This window comes from Streptomyces sp. NPDC004542 (assembly GCF_040610035.1).
GTDB lineage: Bacteria > Actinomycetota > Actinomycetes > Streptomycetales > Streptomycetaceae > Streptomyces.
This window is the reverse complement of sequence record NZ_JBEXLP010000055.1, coordinates 1-18675: the sequence shown is the minus strand read 5'-3', so window position 1 is coordinate 18675 and position 18675 is coordinate 1. Positions and strand designations below refer to the sequence as shown.

Annotated in this window: 18 protein-coding genes and 2 pseudogenes; 16 read left to right on the top strand and 4 right to left on the bottom strand. The window is 72.6% G+C overall.

Annotated features, from left to right (window positions below):
• Positions 1-117: 117 nt before the first annotated feature.
• Genes ABZX30_RS25660 through ABZX30_RS25650 form a run of 3 tightly spaced genes read left to right on the top strand, consistent with a single transcriptional unit; the run spans position 118 to position 2219 of the window.
• Positions 118-936 carry a universal stress protein gene (locus tag ABZX30_RS25660; protein ID WP_355937399.1) on the top strand — a complete coding sequence of 273 codons (819 nt, stop codon included), beginning with the start codon at positions 118-120 and terminating at the stop codon, positions 934-936.
• Between the two features lie 33 nt (positions 937-969).
• Positions 970-1257: a DUF1876 domain-containing protein gene (locus tag ABZX30_RS25655; protein ID WP_355937397.1), complete on the top strand. Its 288-nt coding sequence runs from the start codon at positions 970-972 to the stop codon at positions 1255-1257.
• Between the two features lie 50 nt (positions 1258-1307).
• On the top strand, positions 1308-2219 hold the full coding sequence (locus ABZX30_RS25650) for a DUF1918 domain-containing protein (RefSeq protein ID WP_355937395.1): 912 nt from the start codon (positions 1308-1310) through the stop codon (positions 2217-2219).
• On the opposite strand, the gene ABZX30_RS25645 is transcribed toward ABZX30_RS25650, so the two are convergent.
• Entirely contained in the window at positions 2152-2874 is a 723-nt protein-coding gene (locus tag ABZX30_RS25645) for a CBS domain-containing protein (RefSeq protein WP_355937393.1), read from the bottom strand. The genes ABZX30_RS25650 and ABZX30_RS25645 overlap by 68 nt on opposite strands.
• Before the next feature lie 136 nt (positions 2875-3010).
• Between ABZX30_RS25645 and ABZX30_RS25640 the strand changes: the two genes are divergently transcribed.
• The 3 genes from ABZX30_RS25640 (at position 3011) to ABZX30_RS25630 (ending at position 7475) form a co-directional block, all read left to right on the top strand.
• Positions 3011-3886 carry a universal stress protein gene (locus ABZX30_RS25640; protein ID WP_355937391.1) on the top strand — a complete coding sequence of 292 codons (876 nt, stop codon included), beginning with the start codon at positions 3011-3013 and terminating at the stop codon, positions 3884-3886.
• A gap of 58 nt (positions 3887-3944) precedes the next feature.
• Positions 3945-6347 (top strand): glycosyl hydrolase family 65 protein, encoded by a 2403-nt coding sequence (locus ABZX30_RS25635; RefSeq protein ID WP_355937389.1) that lies wholly within the window; start codon positions 3945-3947, stop codon positions 6345-6347.
• A gap of 273 nt (positions 6348-6620) precedes the next feature.
• Complete coding sequence (locus tag ABZX30_RS25630) at positions 6621-7475, top strand: methyltransferase domain-containing protein (protein WP_355937387.1); 855 nt, start codon at positions 6621-6623, stop codon at positions 7473-7475.
• A gap of 75 nt (positions 7476-7550) precedes the next feature.
• Here ABZX30_RS25630 and ABZX30_RS25625 read toward each other — a convergent pair whose 3' ends face one another.
• Entirely contained in the window at positions 7551-8114 is a 564-nt protein-coding gene (locus tag ABZX30_RS25625; RefSeq protein ID WP_355937385.1) for a 2'-5' RNA ligase family protein, read from the bottom strand.
• 191 nt (positions 8115-8305) lie between these two features.
• Positions 8306-8575: pseudogene (locus ABZX30_RS25620) on the bottom strand (dihydrofolate reductase); the annotation flags it as partial.
• Between ABZX30_RS25620 and ABZX30_RS25615 the strand changes: the two are divergent.
• The 5 genes and pseudogenes from ABZX30_RS25615 to ABZX30_RS25595 form a co-directional block, all read left to right on the top strand.
• Positions 8570-8827: pseudogene (locus ABZX30_RS25615) on the top strand (TetR/AcrR family transcriptional regulator); the annotation flags it as partial. The pseudogenes ABZX30_RS25620 and ABZX30_RS25615 sit on opposite strands and share 6 nt — an antisense overlap.
• A gap of 130 nt (positions 8828-8957) precedes the next feature.
• The gene (locus ABZX30_RS25610) at positions 8958-9938 is read left to right on the top strand and encodes a GNAT family N-acetyltransferase (RefSeq protein ID WP_355937383.1); all 981 of its coding nucleotides are present in this window, start codon (positions 8958-8960) and stop codon (positions 9936-9938) included.
• Positions 9935-11275: an extracellular solute-binding protein gene (locus ABZX30_RS25605; RefSeq protein ID WP_355937381.1), complete on the top strand. Its 1341-nt coding sequence runs from the start codon at positions 9935-9937 to the stop codon at positions 11273-11275. The genes ABZX30_RS25610 and ABZX30_RS25605 overlap by 4 nt, the downstream gene beginning before the upstream one ends.
• Positions 11269-12237, top strand: a complete 969-nt coding sequence (locus ABZX30_RS25600) for a sugar ABC transporter permease (RefSeq protein WP_355937379.1) — start codon at positions 11269-11271, stop codon at positions 12235-12237. Before ABZX30_RS25605 ends, ABZX30_RS25600 begins: the two co-directional genes overlap by 7 nt.
• On the top strand, positions 12234-13103 hold the full coding sequence (locus ABZX30_RS25595; protein WP_355937377.1) for a carbohydrate ABC transporter permease: 870 nt from the start codon (positions 12234-12236) through the stop codon (positions 13101-13103). Before ABZX30_RS25600 ends, ABZX30_RS25595 begins: the two co-directional genes overlap by 4 nt.
• Before the next feature lie 34 nt (positions 13104-13137).
• Here the strand turns inward: ABZX30_RS25595 and ABZX30_RS25590 are convergent, their stop codons facing one another.
• Positions 13138-13785, bottom strand: a complete 648-nt coding sequence (locus ABZX30_RS25590; protein WP_355937375.1) for an ATP-dependent endonuclease — start codon at positions 13783-13785, stop codon at positions 13138-13140.
• Positions 13786-14154: 369 nt separating this feature from the next.
• On the opposite strand from ABZX30_RS25590, the gene ABZX30_RS25585 reads away from it, so the two are divergent.
• The 5 genes from ABZX30_RS25585 to ABZX30_RS25565 all read left to right on the top strand — a co-directional run bounded on the left by ABZX30_RS25585 (position 14155) and on the right by ABZX30_RS25565 (position 18631).
• Positions 14155-15807 (top strand): protein kinase, encoded by a 1653-nt coding sequence (locus tag ABZX30_RS25585; RefSeq protein ID WP_355937373.1) that lies wholly within the window; start codon positions 14155-14157, stop codon positions 15805-15807.
• Positions 15804-16499, top strand: a complete 696-nt coding sequence (locus tag ABZX30_RS25580) for a hypothetical protein (RefSeq protein WP_355937371.1) — start codon at positions 15804-15806, stop codon at positions 16497-16499. Before ABZX30_RS25585 ends, ABZX30_RS25580 begins: the two co-directional genes overlap by 4 nt.
• A gap of 332 nt (positions 16500-16831) precedes the next feature.
• Positions 16832-17467 (top strand): ParA family protein, encoded by a 636-nt coding sequence (locus tag ABZX30_RS25575; RefSeq protein WP_355937369.1) that lies wholly within the window; start codon positions 16832-16834, stop codon positions 17465-17467.
• Entirely contained in the window at positions 17464-17709 is a 246-nt protein-coding gene (locus tag ABZX30_RS25570) for a hypothetical protein (RefSeq protein WP_355937367.1), read from the top strand. The genes ABZX30_RS25575 and ABZX30_RS25570 overlap by 4 nt, the downstream gene beginning before the upstream one ends.
• 106 nt (positions 17710-17815) lie before the next feature.
• Positions 17816-18631, top strand: coding sequence for an SAM-dependent methyltransferase (locus ABZX30_RS25565; RefSeq protein ID WP_355937365.1), 816 nt, complete (start codon positions 17816-17818; stop codon positions 18629-18631).
• Positions 18632-18675: the final 44 nt, after the last annotated feature.

Here is an 18675-nt window from a genome sequence, read left to right as displayed (position 1 = left end):
TGCCGAGCGCGGCGTGTTGTCTCCTTCGAGGATCACCCCGATCCCCTCCGCCACGCATGTGGACCTGTGGCGGAGGGGCCGGGGGCACGACATCGGGCACGAGAGGAGACAGAGCCGGTGGCGATTCCCGTGGTGGTCGGCGTCGACGGATCCGAGGCGAGCCTGGAGGCGGTCGACTGGGCCGCCGACGAGGCTATCCGGCACGGCATGCCGCTCCACATCCTGCACGCGACGGCCGACGGGCACGAGGCGGCGGACCTGATCGCCGCCGCGTCGCAACGGGCCAGGCGGGGCGCCCCCGCCGTGCGGCTGTCGAGCGAGGTGTCGCAGGAGGACGCGGCCTCCGCCCTGATCGACAAGGGCCGCAACGCCTTCGCGCTGGTGCTCGGGTCCAGAGGGCTCGGAGACCTCGCCGGCCTGCTCCTGGGCTCGGTCAGCCTGGCCGTGGCCGCGCGAGCCGACTGCCCTGTCGTCGTGATCCGCGGCGAACCGGCGCACCGGGACACCCGGTTCGGGAACATCGTCGCCGGCGTCGAGGACGAGAAGAGCAGTCTCACGGCACTGGAGTTCGCGCTGCGCGAGGCCCGGGTGCGGCGCTGCCGGCTGGTGGCCCTGCACGCCTGGAGCGCGCCTTTCGGTACTCCCAGTACGTCTCAGGCCCCGTCCTGGCCCCTGGAGGCGCACCTCCGCCCGCCGGCCCAGGTGCTCGACGACGCCCTGCGGGGACTGGCGGAGCGGTACGGCGACGCCGTGGTCGAGCGGCGGCTCATCGAGGCACCGGCACGCCAGGCCCTGCTGGCAGCGGCCTCCGGAGCGGACCTCCTCGTCGTCGGCGCCCGTCCGCGACTCGTGCACCGGGGCCTGCAACTGGGCCTGATCAATCATGCGCTGCTGCACCACGCGCCGTGTCCCACCGTGGTCGTACCGCAGATCTGACCGCCACCCGCCGATGGAGTCAGGAGGAAGGCGATGTCGCACACGGCTGAGTGGAAGGTTCGTCTCCACCTTTTCGAGGACGACGACGGAACGACGAAAGCCCGTGTGGTGCTGGACACCGGCACCACGGCACTCACCGGTCACGGAACGGCACACTGCCATCCGGCGGACACCAACGTGCCGGAGATCGGTGACGAACTGGCGGCAGGCCGGGCCATGCACGATCTCGCGCACCAGCTGCTGAACGTCGCCGGACGCGACATCCAGGGCACGGGTGCGCCCCGGACGAGCAGCCCCGAGCCCGCCGGCTGGCCCATGTGAAACCACCGTGGAGCAGGAGTACCGCACCACTCGAGCAGAGGGCATCGATCATGCGAGCTCACCTCGGCGACCGACTCGTCGTCGAAAGCCCGACGACCGGCGGCGGCAGGCGCGACGGCGAGATCATCGGGCTCCACCACGAGGACGGCACACCGCCCTACGACGTGCGCTGGTCGGACACGGACGAGGTGACGCTCGTCTTCCCCGGACCCGACGCGCACATCCGGCATCCCGAGCGCGGACAGCCCGGGAGCGTCCTTGGGACACCGAACCCCGGCGACATCGGCCGGCGCGTGCGCGAGGCACGCCTCAGGCAGGGAATCGGCCTGGAGGAAACGGCCCGCCGCGCCCGGATGTCGCCCCGCTACCTGGAGCACCTGGAGGAACAGCCGGCCGACCCCTCGATGGGGGCTCTCATCAGGCTGGCCGACGCGCTCGGCACCACCGTTTCCGCCCTGCTGGGCGGAGGCATGGATCTGCCACCCGGCCAGGGCCACGCCCTGCTGCGCCCCCGGCTGCGGGACCTCACCCCGGCCGAATGCCGCACGCTGCTCTCCACGCACGGCGTGGGACGCGTCGCGGTGTCGGCGTCCGACGGCCGCCCGGCGGTCGTCCCCGTCAACTACGAGGTCGTCGACGAAGCCATCGTCTTCCGCACCGCGCCCGACTCCGTGGCCGCGGCGGCGGTGGAGAGGGAAGTCGCCTTCGAGGTCGACCACGTGGACGAGGCCCTGAGCCAGGGCTGGAGCGTGCTCGCCGTCGGCCCCGCGAGCGTCGTGACCGAGCCCGACGCCGTGCGCCGGCTCACCCGGCACGCCCACACCACGCCATGGGCCGGCGGTGCACGCGAGATGTGGGTGTCGATCCGGCCCACGAGCCTGACGGGCCGCCGCATCACTCCGGGCGGTCCTCCGGGAGGTCCTCCGGGAGGTCCTCCGGGAGGTCCTCCGGAAGGTCCGTAGAGGAGGCGGCTTTCTCGCCGCTGAGCCGTGCCTCGACGCCGACCACGCCTTCCAGAGCACGGACGAGGCGCTCGGCGACCCAGATGAGCGAGGTGTCGTGGACGCGTCCGCGCAGCGTGACGACCCCGTCCCGGACGGACACGTGGAGAGCGTGAGCGACCGTGGGGAACAGGTAGGACACCACGGTGCGCCGTACCTCCTCCTCGATGTCCTCGTCCGGCCGCAGGAAGACCTTGAGCAGGTCGCCGCGGCTGACGATGCCGGCGAGCCTCGCCTCGGCATCGACCACGGGCAGTCGTTTGACGTGCTTCTCGGCCATGATCCGGGCGGCCTGGGCCAGCGTGACGTCGGGCCGGACCGTGACGGCGGGTGTGCTCATGAGCTCCTGCGCGGTCACCGCCCCGGCCTTGGCCGGGGCGGACCGGCGACGGACCCGGTCGCGACGGGTGGGCCGGTGCTCCCGGAACTCCTCCTTGCGCAGCAGGTCGGCCTCCGACACGACGCCGACCACCCGCCCCCCGCCCGCCACCACCGGCACGGCACTGACCTGCCGCCGCTCCATGAGCCGCACGATCTCCTGGAACCGCGCACCGCGCCCGACGGTCACCACGGACGGGGTCATCACGTCACTCACGATGTGCGGAGTGTCAGGCATGTCCTGGTCCTTCCGGGCGAGGAACGGGGCCGGGGCCGGGCCGCTATGTCGCGGCGGTTCCCGCACGGTGCGACGGTATTCACAGGTGGGTCTTTCGGCAGCCGGACGGACCGGACAGAGAAGGCGGTGGCGGCACATGGAACTCCCGCTGGTCGTGGGCGTCGACGGATCGGAGTCCAGTCTGCGGGCCGTGGACTGGGCGGTGGACGAGGCAGCGCGGCACGGACTGCCGCTGCATCTGGTGCACGCCTCCCTCTGGGAACGTTACGAAAGGGCCCAGCCCTCCTTCGCCACCGGCCGCCCTGCCGGGGAGGTCATGGCGCAGCACATCATCGCTTCCGGCGTGGAGCGGGCCCGGCTGCGCAATCCCGAGGTGAAGGCGTCGGGCGAGGTACTGCCCGACGATCCCGTGTCCGTGCTGCTGCGGGCGGGGACCGAGGCGTTCGCCCTGGTCTCCGGCTCACGCGGACGTGGCGAGATCGCCGGGCTGCTGCTGGGCTCGGTCGGCCTGGCGGTCGCGGCGCGCGCCGCCTGCCCCGTCATCGTGGTCCGAGGCACGGAGCACAACCTCCGGGGGGCCGCCGGCCGGGTCGTGCTGGGGGTCGGGGACCCGGGCCGCGGCGCGGACGCCGTACGGTTCGCCGTCCGTGAGGCCGAGGCACGGGGCTGCGCCCTGACGGCCGTACGCGCCTGGCGCAACCCGGCCCAGGAGCCCGTGGACCACATGCTGATCGCGGACGACGCGGCCCGGCTGCGCGAGGAGCGCGCCTCGGCCGGCCTCGACGACGCGTTGCGCGAGGTCGTGCGGGAGCACCCCCGGGTCGAGGTCCACCGGCAGCCGGCCGAGGGGCCCGCCCATCGCGTTCTCCTGGAGGCCTCCGCCCGGGCCGATCTGATCGTCGTCGGCGCCCTGCGCCGCGGCGGCCACGTCGGTCTGCAGCTCGGCAGGACCGCCCACGTCCTGCTGCACCACTCCCGGTGCCCGGTCGCCGTCGTCCCCCAGCCTGTCTGAGGCCGGGCCGGCGAGCCGCGGCCCGCAACGGGCTCCGGAGGAGAGGCGAGGGCGGCGGATGACGGACTGGACGTGGGAGTGGGAGGGCTACGACCCCGCCGGCGAGCGGTTGCGGGAGTCCCTGTGCACGCTCGGAAACGGCTACTTCGCCACGCGGGGCGCGGTGCCCGAGTGCCGGACGGGCCTGGTGCACTACCCGGGCACGTACGCGGCCGGCTGCTACGACCGCGTGGAGTCGGCCGTGGCGGGCCGGCGCGTGGTGAACGAGGACCTGGTCAACCTCCCGAACTGGCTGCTTCTCCGGTTCCGGCTGCGCCGCACCGAGGGAGCGTGGGGGCCGTGGTTCTCCCCGGACACGCACGCTCTCCTGGAACACCGGCACACCATGGACCTCCGCCGCGCCACGCTCACCCGTGCCTTCCGGCACCGGAGCGACGAGGCGGGCGTGCTCGGCGTGGAGCAGACCCGGCTGGTGCACATGGGGGACCCTCACCTGGCCGCGCTGCGCACGGTCTTCACGGCCGAGGACTGGTCGGGAGAGGTCGAGATCGAGTCCTGTCTCGACGGGGACGTGATCAACGGCAATGTGCACCGTTACCGTGCCCTGAACCGCCGTCATGTGACCCGGGTGCGGACCGGGGCCGGGGAGCGCCGCACGATCTGGCTGAGCTGCCGGACCAGCACGTCGGACGTCACCGTCGCCATGGCGGCCCGGACGGCCGTCACGGCCGGCCGGGCTCCGGTCCCCTCGGAGTTCAGGCCGGCCCGCCACCGTGCCGTCCACCGCTCGGTGGTGCCGATCGCGCCCGGCCGGCCCGTGACCGTGGAGAAGACCGTGGCGCTGCACACCTCGCGCGACACGGCGATCAGCGACCCGCTCGGCGCAGCGCTCGACCGGGTGTCCACCGCGGCGGACTTCGCCGGCCTGCTGGACTCCCACGCCGCCGCGTGGGAGCGGTTGTGGCGGCGCGCGGACATCCAGGTCCCCGGCGAAGCCGGCCGCATCCTGCGCTTCCATCTGTTCCACGTCCTGCAGACGCTGTCCCCGCACACCGCGGACCTGGACGTGGGTGTCCCCGCGCGGGGACTGCACGGCGAGGCGTACCGAGGTCATGTCTTCTGGGACGAGCTCTTCGTGCTGCCGTACCTCAACCTGCACTTCCCGGAGGTCTCCCGGGGGCTGCTCGACTACCGCCACCGGCGTCTCGCCCGGGCCTGCCGTGCGGCGGCCGCCACGGGCCGTGCCGGGGCGATGTATCCGTGGCAGAGCGGCAGCGACGGCCGCGAGGAGTCCCAGCAGTGGCACCTCAACCCGCACTCGGGGCACTGGCTGCCCGACCACTCCCGGCTCCAGCACCACGTGGGTTCGGCGATCGCCTACAACGTCTGGCAGTACTGCGAGGCCACCGGTGACACGGAGTACCTGCACACCAAGGGCGCGGAGATGCTGCTGCAGATCGCCCGCTTCTGGGCGGACCTCTCCGTCTTCGACGCCGGCCCGGGACGCTACCGGATCCGCGGTGTCGTCGGCCCCGACGAGTACCACGACGGCTACCCGGGTGCCGCCGCGCCGGGCCTGGACGACAACGCGTACACCAACGTGACAGCGGCCTGGGTCCTCACCCGCACCCTGGACCTGTTGCGGCGCCTTCCCGCGTGGCGCCGCGAGGAACTGTTCGAACGCGTCCGGCTGGACAGCGCCGAGCTCCCCGTCTGGGAGGAGATCTCACGGCGGCTGCGGGTGCCGTTCCACCAGGGGGTCATCAGCCAGTTCGAGGGCTACGAGGGCCTGGCCGAGCTGGACTGGGACGCCTACCGGGCGCGCTACGGCAGCATCCGCCGACTGGACCGGATCCTCGAGGCCGAGGGCGACACGGTCAACCGTTACAAAGCGTCCAAGCAGGCCGACGTCCTCATGCTCGGCTACCTCTTCTCGCCCGCCGAGCTGCGGCAGTTGTTCCTGCGCCTCGGGTACGACCTGGACGACGCGATCTGGCGCAGGACCGTCGACTACTACCTGCAGCGCACCAGCCACGGCTCCACGCTCAGCGGGCTCGTGCACGGCCTGGTCCTCGCCAGGGCCAGACGCGCGGAGGCGTGGCAGTACGTCCAGGAGTCCCTGGTGGCGGACATCGCCGACATCCAGGGCGGCACGACCGGTGAGGGCATCCACCTCGGAGCCATGGCCGGAACCCTGGACCTGGTCCAGCGCGGCCTGACCGGACTGGAGACACGCGAGGACGCCCTGTGGCTGGACCCGGTACCCCTCCCCGCCCTCTCCGAGTACGGTTTCTCGCTGCGCTACCGCGGCCACTGGGGCGTCGGCGTACGCCGCAGGAGCAAGCATCTGGAGATCGGTGTGCCCGACTCGGAGGAGTCACCGATCCGCGTGGTGCTGGCCGACCGCGCGGTGACCATCGCCCCCGGGGAGACGTGCACGCTCGTCCTGCCGGAGAGCTGACGCGCGGGCGCCGGGCGCGTCCCGGCGGGAGAATGCCTACAAGGATGGAGTCGATCGTCGGCTCGCGTCGACTCGTCCAACGAAAAAGGATCACGCCCTCTGTCCGGCGCCGCCGTGACATGTGCCGCCGCGGGCCGCCCCGGACAGGAAGTTCAGCCTGCACTCGGTGCCGGTGCCGGTGCCGGTGCCGGTCCGGGAGAAATGGTCGGCGCCGACATCGCCGGGCCCCGTACCATCGGCCCTCCCCGATCCTCGAGTTCCACGAAGGACGTTGTGAACCGCTCCGATCTTTGGGCCCAGGCTCCCGCGCTCGCGGCCGGCATGGCCGCCGCCGATCACACTCCGGACGTCCAGCTGTCCCAGACCCGCTACCGCGCCGCGCTCGTGGCCGGCTGGCGCATCGAGCCCGGCTCGAGGGTGCTGGAACTGGGCTGTGGGCAGGGCGACATGACCGCCGTCCTGGCGGAGGCGGTCGGGCCGGAGGGGCGGGTGGTGGCCGTGGACGTGGCCGAGCCCTCCTACGGTGCACCGGTCACGCTCGGCGAGTCGGCAGCCCGGCTCACGGCGGGCCCCCTCGGGCCGCGCATCGACTTCCGGTTCGGCACGGACGTCCTCGACCCGTCGACCGGCTTTCCCGAAGACGCCTTCGACCATGTGGTACTCGCTCACTGCTCCTGGTACTTCGCCTCCCTCGCGCGGCTGCGGGACACGCTGGCCCGGGTGCGTCCGTGGGCGCGGCGGCTGTGGTTCACCGAGTGGGACCTGACGCCTGCCTCCGGCGACCAGTTGGCGCACCTGCTCGCCGTGCTGATCCAGGGTCAGATCGAGGCGGCGGGTTCACGCGGCCAGGGAAACGTGCGCACGCCCTTCTCCCGTGAGGAACTGCTGCGGCTCCTGCCCGAGGCAGGGTGGACGGCCGACGGCGGCGAGCCGGTCGGCACCGAGGGGCTGCAGGACGGCGACTGGGAGGTCGCCGCCTGTCTCGACATGATCGGAACGGAGGAACGCCTGCCCCAGCTGCCCGAGCAGATGCGGCAGCTCGTGCTGAGCCAGGCCGACGTCCTGCGGGCCGTCGCCGAACCGCGCGGCAACCGGGCGCTCGCCTCGTATTCGGTCACCGCGCGCTGAGCCGGCCGAACCGTCCGGAAAGACGTCCGCCCGCCGCCGGGGCGGGTCCCGCGTGCGGCGCCTGCCGTCGGCCGTTCAGTGCCGGTCCGGTGGCTCGTACCCGCCGGTGACCGGGTCCGGTCCGAGGCAGCGGTGTACCGTGCCGGTGCCCAGCTCGATCGTGGCGCGCGTCCGCATGGGGCCGGCTCCTCGCCGGGAGAGCAGTACGATCTCGGCCACGCGCGCGTGCAGTACGCCGAGCCGGGCGGCGCACGCGGGTGCCAGGACGCGCGGGCTGCGGGTGTGCCCGAGCGAGAGGTGCGGGATGAAGCGCGGGAAGCGCTCCGTGCAGTACGGGAAGGGCCCCGCCAGCGCGCGCCGGAGCTCCGTCCAGGGCTCGGCACCGGCCGCCGCGGGGTCGAGCCACACGGTGGCGTAGGACCGGTGGCGGAAGACACGGACCCCGCAGAGCCGGATGTCGAAGGGCCGGCACCCGGCGGCCGCGGCGGCCAGCAGCGGGAGCGCCACCGGGAAGTCCTCCTCCGGTACGAAGCCGAAGAGCAGGTTCACATGGGGTGGCCAGCGGCGGATCTGCGGGTCGTGCTCGACCCGGATGCGCTGGATCGCGGGCCACAGTCGCGCGGGGGGAATCCACGCCACAGCGGTCCGGGGCGTGGGACCCGACTCGAGGCGGCGGGGACCCGCGGCCGGACCAGGGGCCTCGGCCGCACCGGGCGTCACGGGGTGGGGCACACCTCCAGCATGCGCCCGATGTCCCTCTTCCGCGTCATCCGGACGGCCGTCGGACTTCCGCGAGGCGACGCACCGGGGCGGGCCTGTCGGCGGGTGAGGCGGGTCAGGGTGACGCCGTTGGGGAAGGCGGTGCGCTCGGCGACATCGAAGGCGGTGGGGGTGAAGGCGCCGTCGAAGGCCGGGATCCCGGCACCGGCGACGACGGGGTAGTTCTTGATCACCAGCTCGTCGATCTCGGGCAGGAGGGCGCCCGCCAGCTTGCCGCCCCCGCAGAGCCAGACGTCCAGCCCCGCGCCCTCCTCCCCCCTGAGCTCGCGTACGAGCGCCGACGGATCGCCCGGGACGACGGTGACGGCCGGGTCCGTCTCGAGGCCACCCGTCGCCCCGAACTGCGCAAGGTGCTCACCGCACGGGTGCGGGCCGACATCGACGCCAACGTCGCCTACCACGAGGCCTGCGGCCTCCCGGGCGACGCCATGGCCGTCAAACTGCTCACGCCGGCCCTGAACTGGCTGATCGTCGAACAGCTCACCCTGCCGGACGTCTTCACGGAGGCAGAGCGCGAACACCTGGTGACGGCAGCGGTGGAACGCATCGTGGCGGCGGATCCGAACAAGTAGATCATTGCGGACCTCACGGACACACAAGTACATTCCCTGTCAGCGCTTCGCGTCGCGGTCGCGACCGGGATCGCACCGCTGCACGCGCCGCCGCGTGTCTGCGACCTGCGTCTGGAAGGACAACCCGTCCATGACCGATCCCACGGCGAGATCCCGGGCCGCGATCCGTGGCTTCCGCGCGGGCGACGGTCCGCGGTTGGTGGAGGCATGGCGCCGGAGCGCGCCGGCCGATCCCATCGCCCCGGACCGCTTCCGTTCCCTGGTGCTGCTCGACGCCAACTTCGATCCGGAGGGGCTGCGGGTCGCCGTCGACGGCGGCCGTGTCGTCGGCGCGGCCTACGCGGTGCGCCGCCTGACGCCGATGGCCGGGACGGACCTGGAGCCCGAGCAGGGCTGGATCCCGTTCTTCTTCGTCGAGCCGGCCGTCCGCGGGCGCGGCCTCGGCCGCCGGCTGCTGACCGACGCCCTCGACTGGCTGCACCGTCACGGCCGCACCCGGGTGGACTTCTCCTCGTACACGCCGAACTACGTCCTCCCCGGCCTGGACGCCGAGGCGTATCCGGAGGCGGCCGGGCTCCTTCGGTCCCTGAGCTTTCGCACGGTGTACGAAGCGGCGGCCATGGACCGTGCTCTGGCCGGCTACCGCGTCCCCGCGGACGTCACCTGCCGCCTGCACCGACTGACCGCGCGGGGCTACCGGTTCACCACCCCGGCCGACGACGACCTGGTGCACCTGCTCGCGCTCGCCGGGAGCCGCTTCCATCCCGACTGGGCGCGCGCGATCCGGGAGTGCCTCGTCGCGGGCACACCGCTCGACCGGATCGTCGTGGTCCGGGAGCCTTCGGGCCGCCTGGTGGGCTGGGCGATGCACGGCGCGTACGAGTCGCTGGACGAGCGGTTCGGCCCGTTCGGTGTGCTGGAGGAGGTGCGTGGCACCGGACTCGGCGAGGTCCTGCTCCATCTGGTCCTGGAGCGGATGCGGGCACGCGGTGCGCACTCGGCGTGGTTCCTGTGGACCGGCGAGCAGTCCCCGGCAGGCCACCTGTACCGCAAGGCCGGTTTCACCACGACCCGGTCGTTCCACGTCATGCGCCGGGAGGCCACCGGATGACACCGTCGCGCCCCGCCGGCGGCCTGAGCCGCCGTCACTTCGCGCTCTCCCTCCCCTCGGCGCTGCTCTCCTCCGGCTGCGCCGCGCCGCACCGGGGGACCGGACGCCCCGGGGATCCGATCGTGCTCACCCTGCTCTCCCACTACGCGAGCGGAGACCTCAAGGAGGCCCTGCGGGGTCCGGTCGACGAGTGGAACGCCACCCACGACCGGGTCAAGGTGCGTACCACGGCCGTCGAGTTCACGGACCTGCTGACCACGCTCATGGTCCGGCAGGCCGCGGGCCGGGGCGCCGACATCATCCACCCGTACTGCCTGTGGAACGGCCAGCTCGTCCGGGCCGGCCTCCTGCGGCCCGCTCCCCGGGAGCACGCCGAGGAGATCGGGCGCGGCTACGGCAAGGCCGCGGTCGGCGCCGCGTCGGTGGCGGGCAAGGTCTACGGCTACCCCACCGAGGTGCAGACGTACGCCCTCTACTGCAACGAGCGGCTGCTGCGCGCGGCCGGCATCGGCGGCCCACCGCGGACCTGGCGCGAGCTGGAGGACGCGGCCCGCCGTACCGCCGCACGGGACCGGTACGGCAACACACTGGTCCAGGGGTTCGGGCTGTCGGCCTACGACGACTCCACCACCGTAGGCCAGACGCTCGCCCTGCTCAGCGCCGCCCGCGGAAGGTTCGTCTCCGCCGACGGCAGGAGCACGGCCATCGACTCGCCGGCCGGCCGGGCCGTGTTCGCTCTGGAGCAGCGCCTCGTCGTCCAGGGGGCGAGCGCGCCCGGCGTCAACGTCTACCAGGCGTTCCCGTCCGGGCAGGTGGCCATGGTGATCAGCGCCGGCTGGTGGACCGGAAGCCTGAAGTCCCTGATGGGCGAGGACTACCGCGATGTCCGGGTCGCGCCCGTGCCCGTCCCCGAGGCGGACGACGCGCCCGCCACGCTCTCCACCGGCTTCATGCTCGGGGTCAACACGGCCAGCAGGTATCCGCGCGAGGCCTGGGAGTTCCTGCGCTGGCTCAACACCGAGAAGGTGGGCGTGAAGAGCGCCCGCAAGGGTGCCACAGCGACCCGGATGAGCTCCCTGCAGGTGTCGGTGGGTTCCCTGACCGGCCGCGCCGACGACATGCGCACGCTCCTGGGCGAGGACGGCGATCCGAACCTGCGCCCCTTCCTGGACGCGCTGGCCTACGCGGTACCGGAACCGAACGTACCGGGCGCCCAGCGGGCCAAGTCGCTGCTGCGCGAGAACATCGAGGCGTTGTGGACCGGTCAGCGGTCGGTCGACGAGGCACTGCGCACCACCCGCCGTCAGGTCGATCAGGAGATGTCACGCTCATGGTGAACGCCCTGGCGACCGGCACGTCCGAACGGGCGGCACCCGGCCCCCGGTCCCACGACCCCGCTGCCGGGGGCCGCGGCCGACATCGGCGCCGACGCCGCCAGACCGTCGTCGCGTACCTCTTCCTGGCACCGACGCTGCTGTTCTTCGCGGTCTTCCTGATCCTGCCGCTCGGCTTCGCGCTGCTGCTGTCGGTGTCCCGCTGGGCCGGGTTCGCCCTCGGGGACATCGATCCGGTCGGCCTCGACAACTTCACCGGGCTCTTCGCGGACGGATCGACGTTCCTGGCGCCGGTCCTCACCAACACGCTGCTGTTCGCCCTGGGCACCGTGGTCCTCGCCCTCGCCGGCTCCGTGCTCATCGCCACCTGCATCGACAACCTGCGGTTCCAAGGACTGTGGCGCACCCTGTACTTCCTGCCGATCGTCACGACCGTCGTCGCCGTCGGCAACGTGTGGAAGTACATGTACGAGCCCGGCGGCCTCGTCAACGGCGTCCTCAACGCCGCCGGACTCGACTCGGTGGCGTTCCTGCAGGACCCGGACACCGCGCTGCCGTCGGTCGTGGTCGTCCAGGCCTGGGCCTCGGTCGGCTCGGCGATCCTCGTCCTGACCGCCGGGCTGAAGTCCGTTCCCGAGTCGTACTACGAGGCCGCCTCGCTCGACGGCGCCGGGCCCGTCACCGTCTTCCGGCGGATCACCCTGCCGCTGCTGCGGCCGTCCCTGCTGTTCGTGTGCATCACCCAGTTCCTCACCGGTCTTCAGTCGTTCGCGCTGATCGTCGTGATGACGAAGGGCGGGCCGGGTGACGCGACCCGTGTGGCCGCGCTGGAGATGTACCGGCAGGCCTTCGTCTACGGCGACTGGGGCACGGCCAGCGCCGCCGCCTTCGTGCTGTTCGCGGTGGTCCTCCTGATCACCCTGGTGCAGCTGTGGATGTTCCGGCGCACCGGGGAGGACGTATGAGCCGCCGCCGTTTCCCGTGGCTGTCGTACCTGGTGGTGGTGACCGGCGCCGTACTCACCCTGGTGCCCTTCCTGGACATGGTGCTGACGTCCTTCAAGGGACCCGGCGAGGCCGGCACGCTGCCCTACCGGTTCCTGCCCCAGGCGTTCGACCTGTCCAACTACCGGGCCGCGATCGACCAGCTCGATCTGCCGGTGCTCTTCCGCAACAGCGTCACCGCCACCGCCGTGATCACCGGATCGGTGCTGCTCACCTCGTCACTCGCCGGCTACGCACTCGCCAAACTCCGGTTCCCCGGACGCGACTTCGTCTTCCGGCTCGTGCTGTCGACGATGATGTTCCCACCGTTCCTGTTCTTCGTGCCGCACTTCCTGATCCTGGTGCACTGGCCGCTGGCGGGCGGCAACGACCTGCTCGGCCGTGGCGGCGCGGGTCTGACCGTCAGCCTCGTGGCGCTGGCCATGCCGTTCCTCGTCAACGGCTTCGGGATCTTCCTCATGCGCCAGTTCATGGTCTCGGTCCCGGACGAGGTCCTCGAGGCCGCGCGCATCGACGGTGCCGGCGAGTTCACCGTGTGGTGGCGGATCGTGGTGCCGCAGACCGGGCCGGTCGTGGTGACGCTCGGGCTGCTGGCCTTCGTCGACGCCTGGAACGAGTACATCTGGGCGCTGCTCGTCTCGACCGCCGAGCCGGACGTGATGACCCTGCCCGTCGGCATCCAGCTCCTGCAGGACCACGTCGACCCGGCCCGCACGACGCCCGTCGTCATGGCCGGCCTCGTGCTGAGCGTCCTGCCGGTCCTGACCCTCTTCCTGCTGCTGCAGAAGCACTACATCCGAGGCGTCATGCTCAGCGGCCTCAAGTGAACAGCGCACCCGGGCCCGGCACGGTGAGGCCGTGTCACACGAGCGCGAGGAGGCGTTCCAGCGGCCGGGGAACGCGGTCGAGGTCCAGGTACGCGACGAGCGCCTGTGCGTAGAGCGCCTTGCGACCGCTGTGGGTGCCCATGAAGCGCCGCAGTTGGTGCTCGACGGGCCGTTCCCGCTGCGCCGGCTGGCCCCGGAAGGTCTGGAACGGACGCGTCTCGCCCTGGGCCTCGATCACCTGCTGGACGCCCTCGGCCCCGACGGCGCGGATCAGTTCGTCCTCCAGGTCCGCCACGCAGACGTGGAACCCGAGTGTCTCCAGGCCCGCCTCCGTCGGCCCGAGCCCGACCCGCTCCAGGTGACGCCGGAAAAAGCGCTCCTCGCCGATGTCACACAGACCGGCCAGCGGCAGGCCGAGCCCCGGCGGACCGCACACATCGAGGAAACGCCCGATGTTCGTCGCACCGCCGAGCGGTACCACCGCGACGCCCTCCGCGCCGAGGTCGCGTCCGTGGCGCGTGGCCAGCGCTTCGAGCGCGACCTGATCGCTGCTCCCCTCGACGAGCACGATCCTGCGCACACCGCCGGCCAGCTCCCGGGCCACCGCGGCGGCCGCGCCCGCCCCCGCTCCGCCGGCCGCCCACGCGGCCAGTACCAGGCTCAATCGCCTCGACTCGTCCACGAGACCTCGCTTTCCGACGCCATCCTGGCACGGCTGAGAACCCGTACGCACATACGTTTTCCCGGGGATCGAGCACCCGGACGAGACCGCTGCCGTACGCGTCCGGCGCAGGTGGAGCAGATCGCGACTCAGCCGCCCACCGGCTGTCACCCACCGCCTGTCCGCGCTTGGAAACCGTCGCGGCCTCCTGCTTCTGCCGCCCGGGAGCACCGAGGAAGCCGCCGTGCGTTCCCGTCGGGCAGCGCGGCGGGAGCGGCAGGAGCCGATGGCTGGAACCAGTACGGCCAAAATCGTGTCTTTGTGCGCGTGGCAGGACGCTCCTGGGACGCCCAGGGGCCGCGGGGGCGCCACTGTTCCTGGGAGATGGCGATGAACGCATGGGCAGTGCCGGGGTATTCCGAGTCGCTCGAACTCGGCTCCGGAGCCAGTGGGCGGGTGGTCTGCGCCGTTCACGAGGAGACCGGTGTGCCGGTCGCCGTGAAGTACCTGAGCGAGTCGCTGCGGACCCGCCCGGGCTTCGTGCACGGGTTCCGCGCGGAGGCGCAGCTGCTCGGCGGGCTGGAGAGCCCGTACGTCGCCTGTCTCTACGAGTACGTGGAGGCGACGGAGGGCGCCGCCATCGTGATGGAGCTGGTGGACGGGGTCTCCCTGCGGACGCTGCTGGCCAGGCGGGGTCCGCTGGCGCCGGAGGCAGCACTGACCGTGCTCAAGGGGTCGCTGCTCGGACTGGCCGACGCGCACGGGCTCGGTGTGGTGCACCGGGACTACAAGCCGGAGAACGTACTGGTCACGCCGGACGGGGTGTCCAAGCTCGTCGACTTCGGCATCGCGGTGGACGCCGGGGTGAGCGCCGGCATCGCCGGCACCCCCGCCTACATGGCTCCGGAGCAGTGGACCGGGGCCCCCGCCTCCTTCGCCGGTGACGTGTACGCGGCCACCGCCACGTTCTTCGAGTGCCTGACGGGCCGCAGGCCGTACACGGGTGACAGCCTCGCCGAGCTGGCGTTGCAGCACGTGGAGCGTCCGGTCCCGGCCGAGGACGTGCCCGAGACGGTGCGTTCGCTGGTCCGCCGGGGGCTGGCCAAGTCGGCGGCGGACCGCCCCGCGGACGCGAGGGCGTTCGTCACCGACCTGGAGGAGAGCGCCGTCTCCGGCTACGGGGACGACTGGGAGGAGCGCGGGCGCGGGCTGCTCGCCGCGCTCGTGGCTCTGCTGCTGCGGCCCTCCGTACCCCCGGGTTCCTCCGCCGCCACCGACCAGGCGCTCACCGTGCTCAGCCGGGCGCCGGGCACGGGCCGGCTCCACGAGTGGCGGCCCTCGTGGCCCGGGATCGCCGTGTCCGGGGCCGCGCTGCTGGCGGCTGTCCTGTTCGCCCAGGGCATCGGCCGGGGCTCCGCAGTGGACGCCGGGCAGGCGGCGCAGGTCCTGGCCACCTCGAGCGCCGCCGCGGCCCACGGCGCGAGCCCGCACCCGCCGGGCACGGCCACGCCCTCGGCCCCGACGGGCTCCGCGACGCCCAGCACCGCCCCGTCCCCCTCGGGCGCCGGCACCACGGCGTCGCCCACGGCATCCGGTACCGCCCCGGCCGGCTCCCCCGAACCCACACCGAGCACCGGCGCGACGGCCGCACCCGGCAGCCCATCGGGCTCTCCCACCGCCACGGCCACCGCCACGACCAGCACCTCCGCACCGGCCGCGCCCGGGGTCAACGACGTCACGCTGTCCGGGTTCCGGCAGACGGGCCCGGCGACGGCCACGGCGACCGTCACCGTCACCACGGACGGCACCGGCCCGCTCTCCCTCACCGTCGGCTGGTTCTCGGGCGACACCGGCGGGCAGCCGGGCACGCCGGACGGTCAGCCGGCCTCGTACCGGCGCAGCGGCGCCACGCAGTACACGTTCACCGTCGACCACACCTTCCAGGGCACCGGCTGCTACTGGACGGTGCAGGCCACGACCGCTCCCGCCGCCGCCGGCGGCGCGTCACAGCAACTCCTGACCCGGCAATGCGAGATCCGATGACCACTCCCCCAGAGCACGAGTCCCTGTCGGGCCCGACGGCACCTCAGCTGCCCGTACCCGTCCCCAGGGCCGAGGACAGCGACGACTACAGCGCGACCGTACTGGCCAGCCACTGGATCCAGGGGCCCGACACGGGCACCACCACCACGCTCGTGGACCCGGCAGGGCCACTCACGCGGCCGGACGGCCCGGGGGACACCGTGCTGCGCTTCGGTCCCGGGGTGACCGCCGCGCAGGCACACGGCACGCGCCCGGCGCTGTCCGCCCCGACGGCGCTCGCCACGCGCCCGCCACGCGGTCGCCGGCTGCGTCGCCACGCCCTGCCCGCGCTCGTCGTGAGCGCGGTGCTCCTGTTCCTCTGGTGGCAGGAGCACACGGCCCCGGAGCTGGCCGTGAGCCGGGTCACGGTCCACTCAGCGGACGGAACCCTGGGCTGCGGACGAACCGCCGACATCACCGGTGTCGTCCGCACCAACGGGCGTGAAGGCACCCTGGCCTACCGCTGGGAGCGCAACGACGGCACCTCCTCGGGCCTGCTGCACGCATCCGTCGGCCAAGGACAGCGACTCGCGCGGCTGAATCTCCGGTGGACGTTCCAGGGCCGGGGCCGTTTTCCCGCCGCGGCCACACTGCGCATCCTCTCCCCCACCACCCGGACGGCGACGGTCCGCCTCACCTACGCCTGCCGCTGACCCGACCGTCCTCCCGCGTGCCCCCGCGTGGAGCGCGCCTCGCCCGGTGACTCCCGGCAGCGCACGGCGAGGGCGGCGATGTCGTCGTCGACCCTGCCGCCGCTGTAGCGGAGCAGCGTGCACCCACGTACGGGATGTACTTGGGTGTGTGCCCGGTGCGGCCAGTGGGGGCACCCCCTCCGGGGGAACGTGCGCGGCGTCGCGCGGCAGACGTGACCGGTCGGACAGGCCCTGGCCCATTCGGACGAGCCACCGGCGCCACAGGGTGAACGACGCGGCCGTGTGCCGCGCCGACGGCAGCCGGCCACTCGGGGCCGCTACCGTCGGCTCCCGTGTTGCTCAGCTACGCCTTTGTGAACCTGAAACCCGGAGTGGGAAAGACGACCAGCGCAGTGTGGCTGGCCCACGCTCTTCACGAGTCGGGCATCCCACCGCTGTTGGTGGACAGCGACCCCGCGTCCTCCGCGCTGCGCTGGAGCGAACTGGCCGGTGGTTTTCCGTTTCCCGTGGTCGCCCTGCCCGTGGGCGACGTCCACCGGCGGGTGAACGACTTCCTCGGCAACCGCCAGGCGGTGGTGTTCGATGCCCCACAGCTGGAGGACCACGCCCACATCGCCCGGAGCATCATGAGATACGCGAGCGAGTGGATCGTGCCGGTGACCCCGGCCCCCATCGAGCTGGACCGCATGGCACCGATCGGCGGGGAGATGGGCGACATGCAGTCCTTGCGCGCCCGGCCGGCCCACGCCGCCGTCCTGCTGAACCGTACGAACCGGCCGGACGCCACGCGCACCGGTCCCGACGCCGACGCCCGCGAAGCCCTGACCGAGCGCGGCTTCGACGTGTTGTCCACCCACATCCCGCGGCTCGATCTGTACGCCCAGTCGTTCGGCGGTCCGGTCGACGTCAAGGGCTCGGCCTACATGGACCTCGCGGGCGAGCTCATCGGCCGTCAGGACAGGACGTGAACCAGCGCAAGGACACCTACCGGGCCGCACTGCGGCGCGAACCGCACGGCTCCGCGGCCCGCCAGGCCAAGGTCACCCGGCTGCACACCCGCTACATCCGCCTGACGATCGAACTCGACCCCGCCTTGCGGAGCAGCCTCACCGACTGGCTGACGCCGCCGGTCTCCGCGCTCCTGCACGCGGGCACCGCCGTGCTGCGCCCCCTGACGGCCCGGTGGCCCGGCAGGCGCCCCGGCCCGTGACGGACGACGCCGCTCCGGATCGCCAACCGGGCGGCGGGAGGCGGGTGTTCGGACATAGGTTGGGCCTTGGATGATCCACGCCCCGGCTGAAAGACGGACACACACCATGACCGACCCCGCGACGACACCCGAACCGACGGCCCACCCCACGATCGACACGACGGTGCCGCACTCCGCGCGCATCTGGAACTACTGGCTCGGCGGCAAGGACAACTACCCCGTCGACGAGCAGGCGGGCGACGCGTACACCGCCGTCTTCCCCGGCATCGTCACCATAGCCCGCAGCAGCCGTGCCTTCCTGCGCCGGAACATCGCGTACCTCGTGTCGGAGGCGGGCATCCGGCAGTTCCTGGACGTCGGCACGGGCCTGCCGACCGCGGACAACACCCATGAGGTCGCCCAGCGACTCGCCCCCGAGGCACGGATCGTCTACGTCGACAACGACCCCTTGGTCCTGACCCACGCCCGCGCCCTGCTCCACTCCTCCGACGAGGGGGCGACCGCCTACATCGACGCGGACGTGACGGACCCGGACCGCATCCTCGCGGCGGCCGCCGAGACGCTGGACCTCAGCCGGCCCACCGCGCTCATCCTCAGCAACATCCTGGGGCACGTCGCGGACTACGATCAGGCCCGCTTTGTCGTCGACCGGCTGATGGGTGCCCTGCCGCCGGGCAGCTACCTCTCCATCAACGACGGGTCACGCGGCATCGACCCGGTCTTCGAACAAGCCCAGGACTCCTACAACAACAGCGGTGCCGTCCCGTACAACCTGCGCACCGTCGACGTGATCACCTCGTTCTTCGACGGCTTGGAGCTCATCGAGCCGGGCGTCGTCCCGGTCACGCAGTGGCGTCCCGAGCCCGGTTCACCCGGCCCGGAGATCATCGCCGAACACGGCGGGCTCGCCCGCAAGCCGTAGGCGGTGACGCCCGGCCCCGCACGGCCGTCACGGCCGGCCGTGAC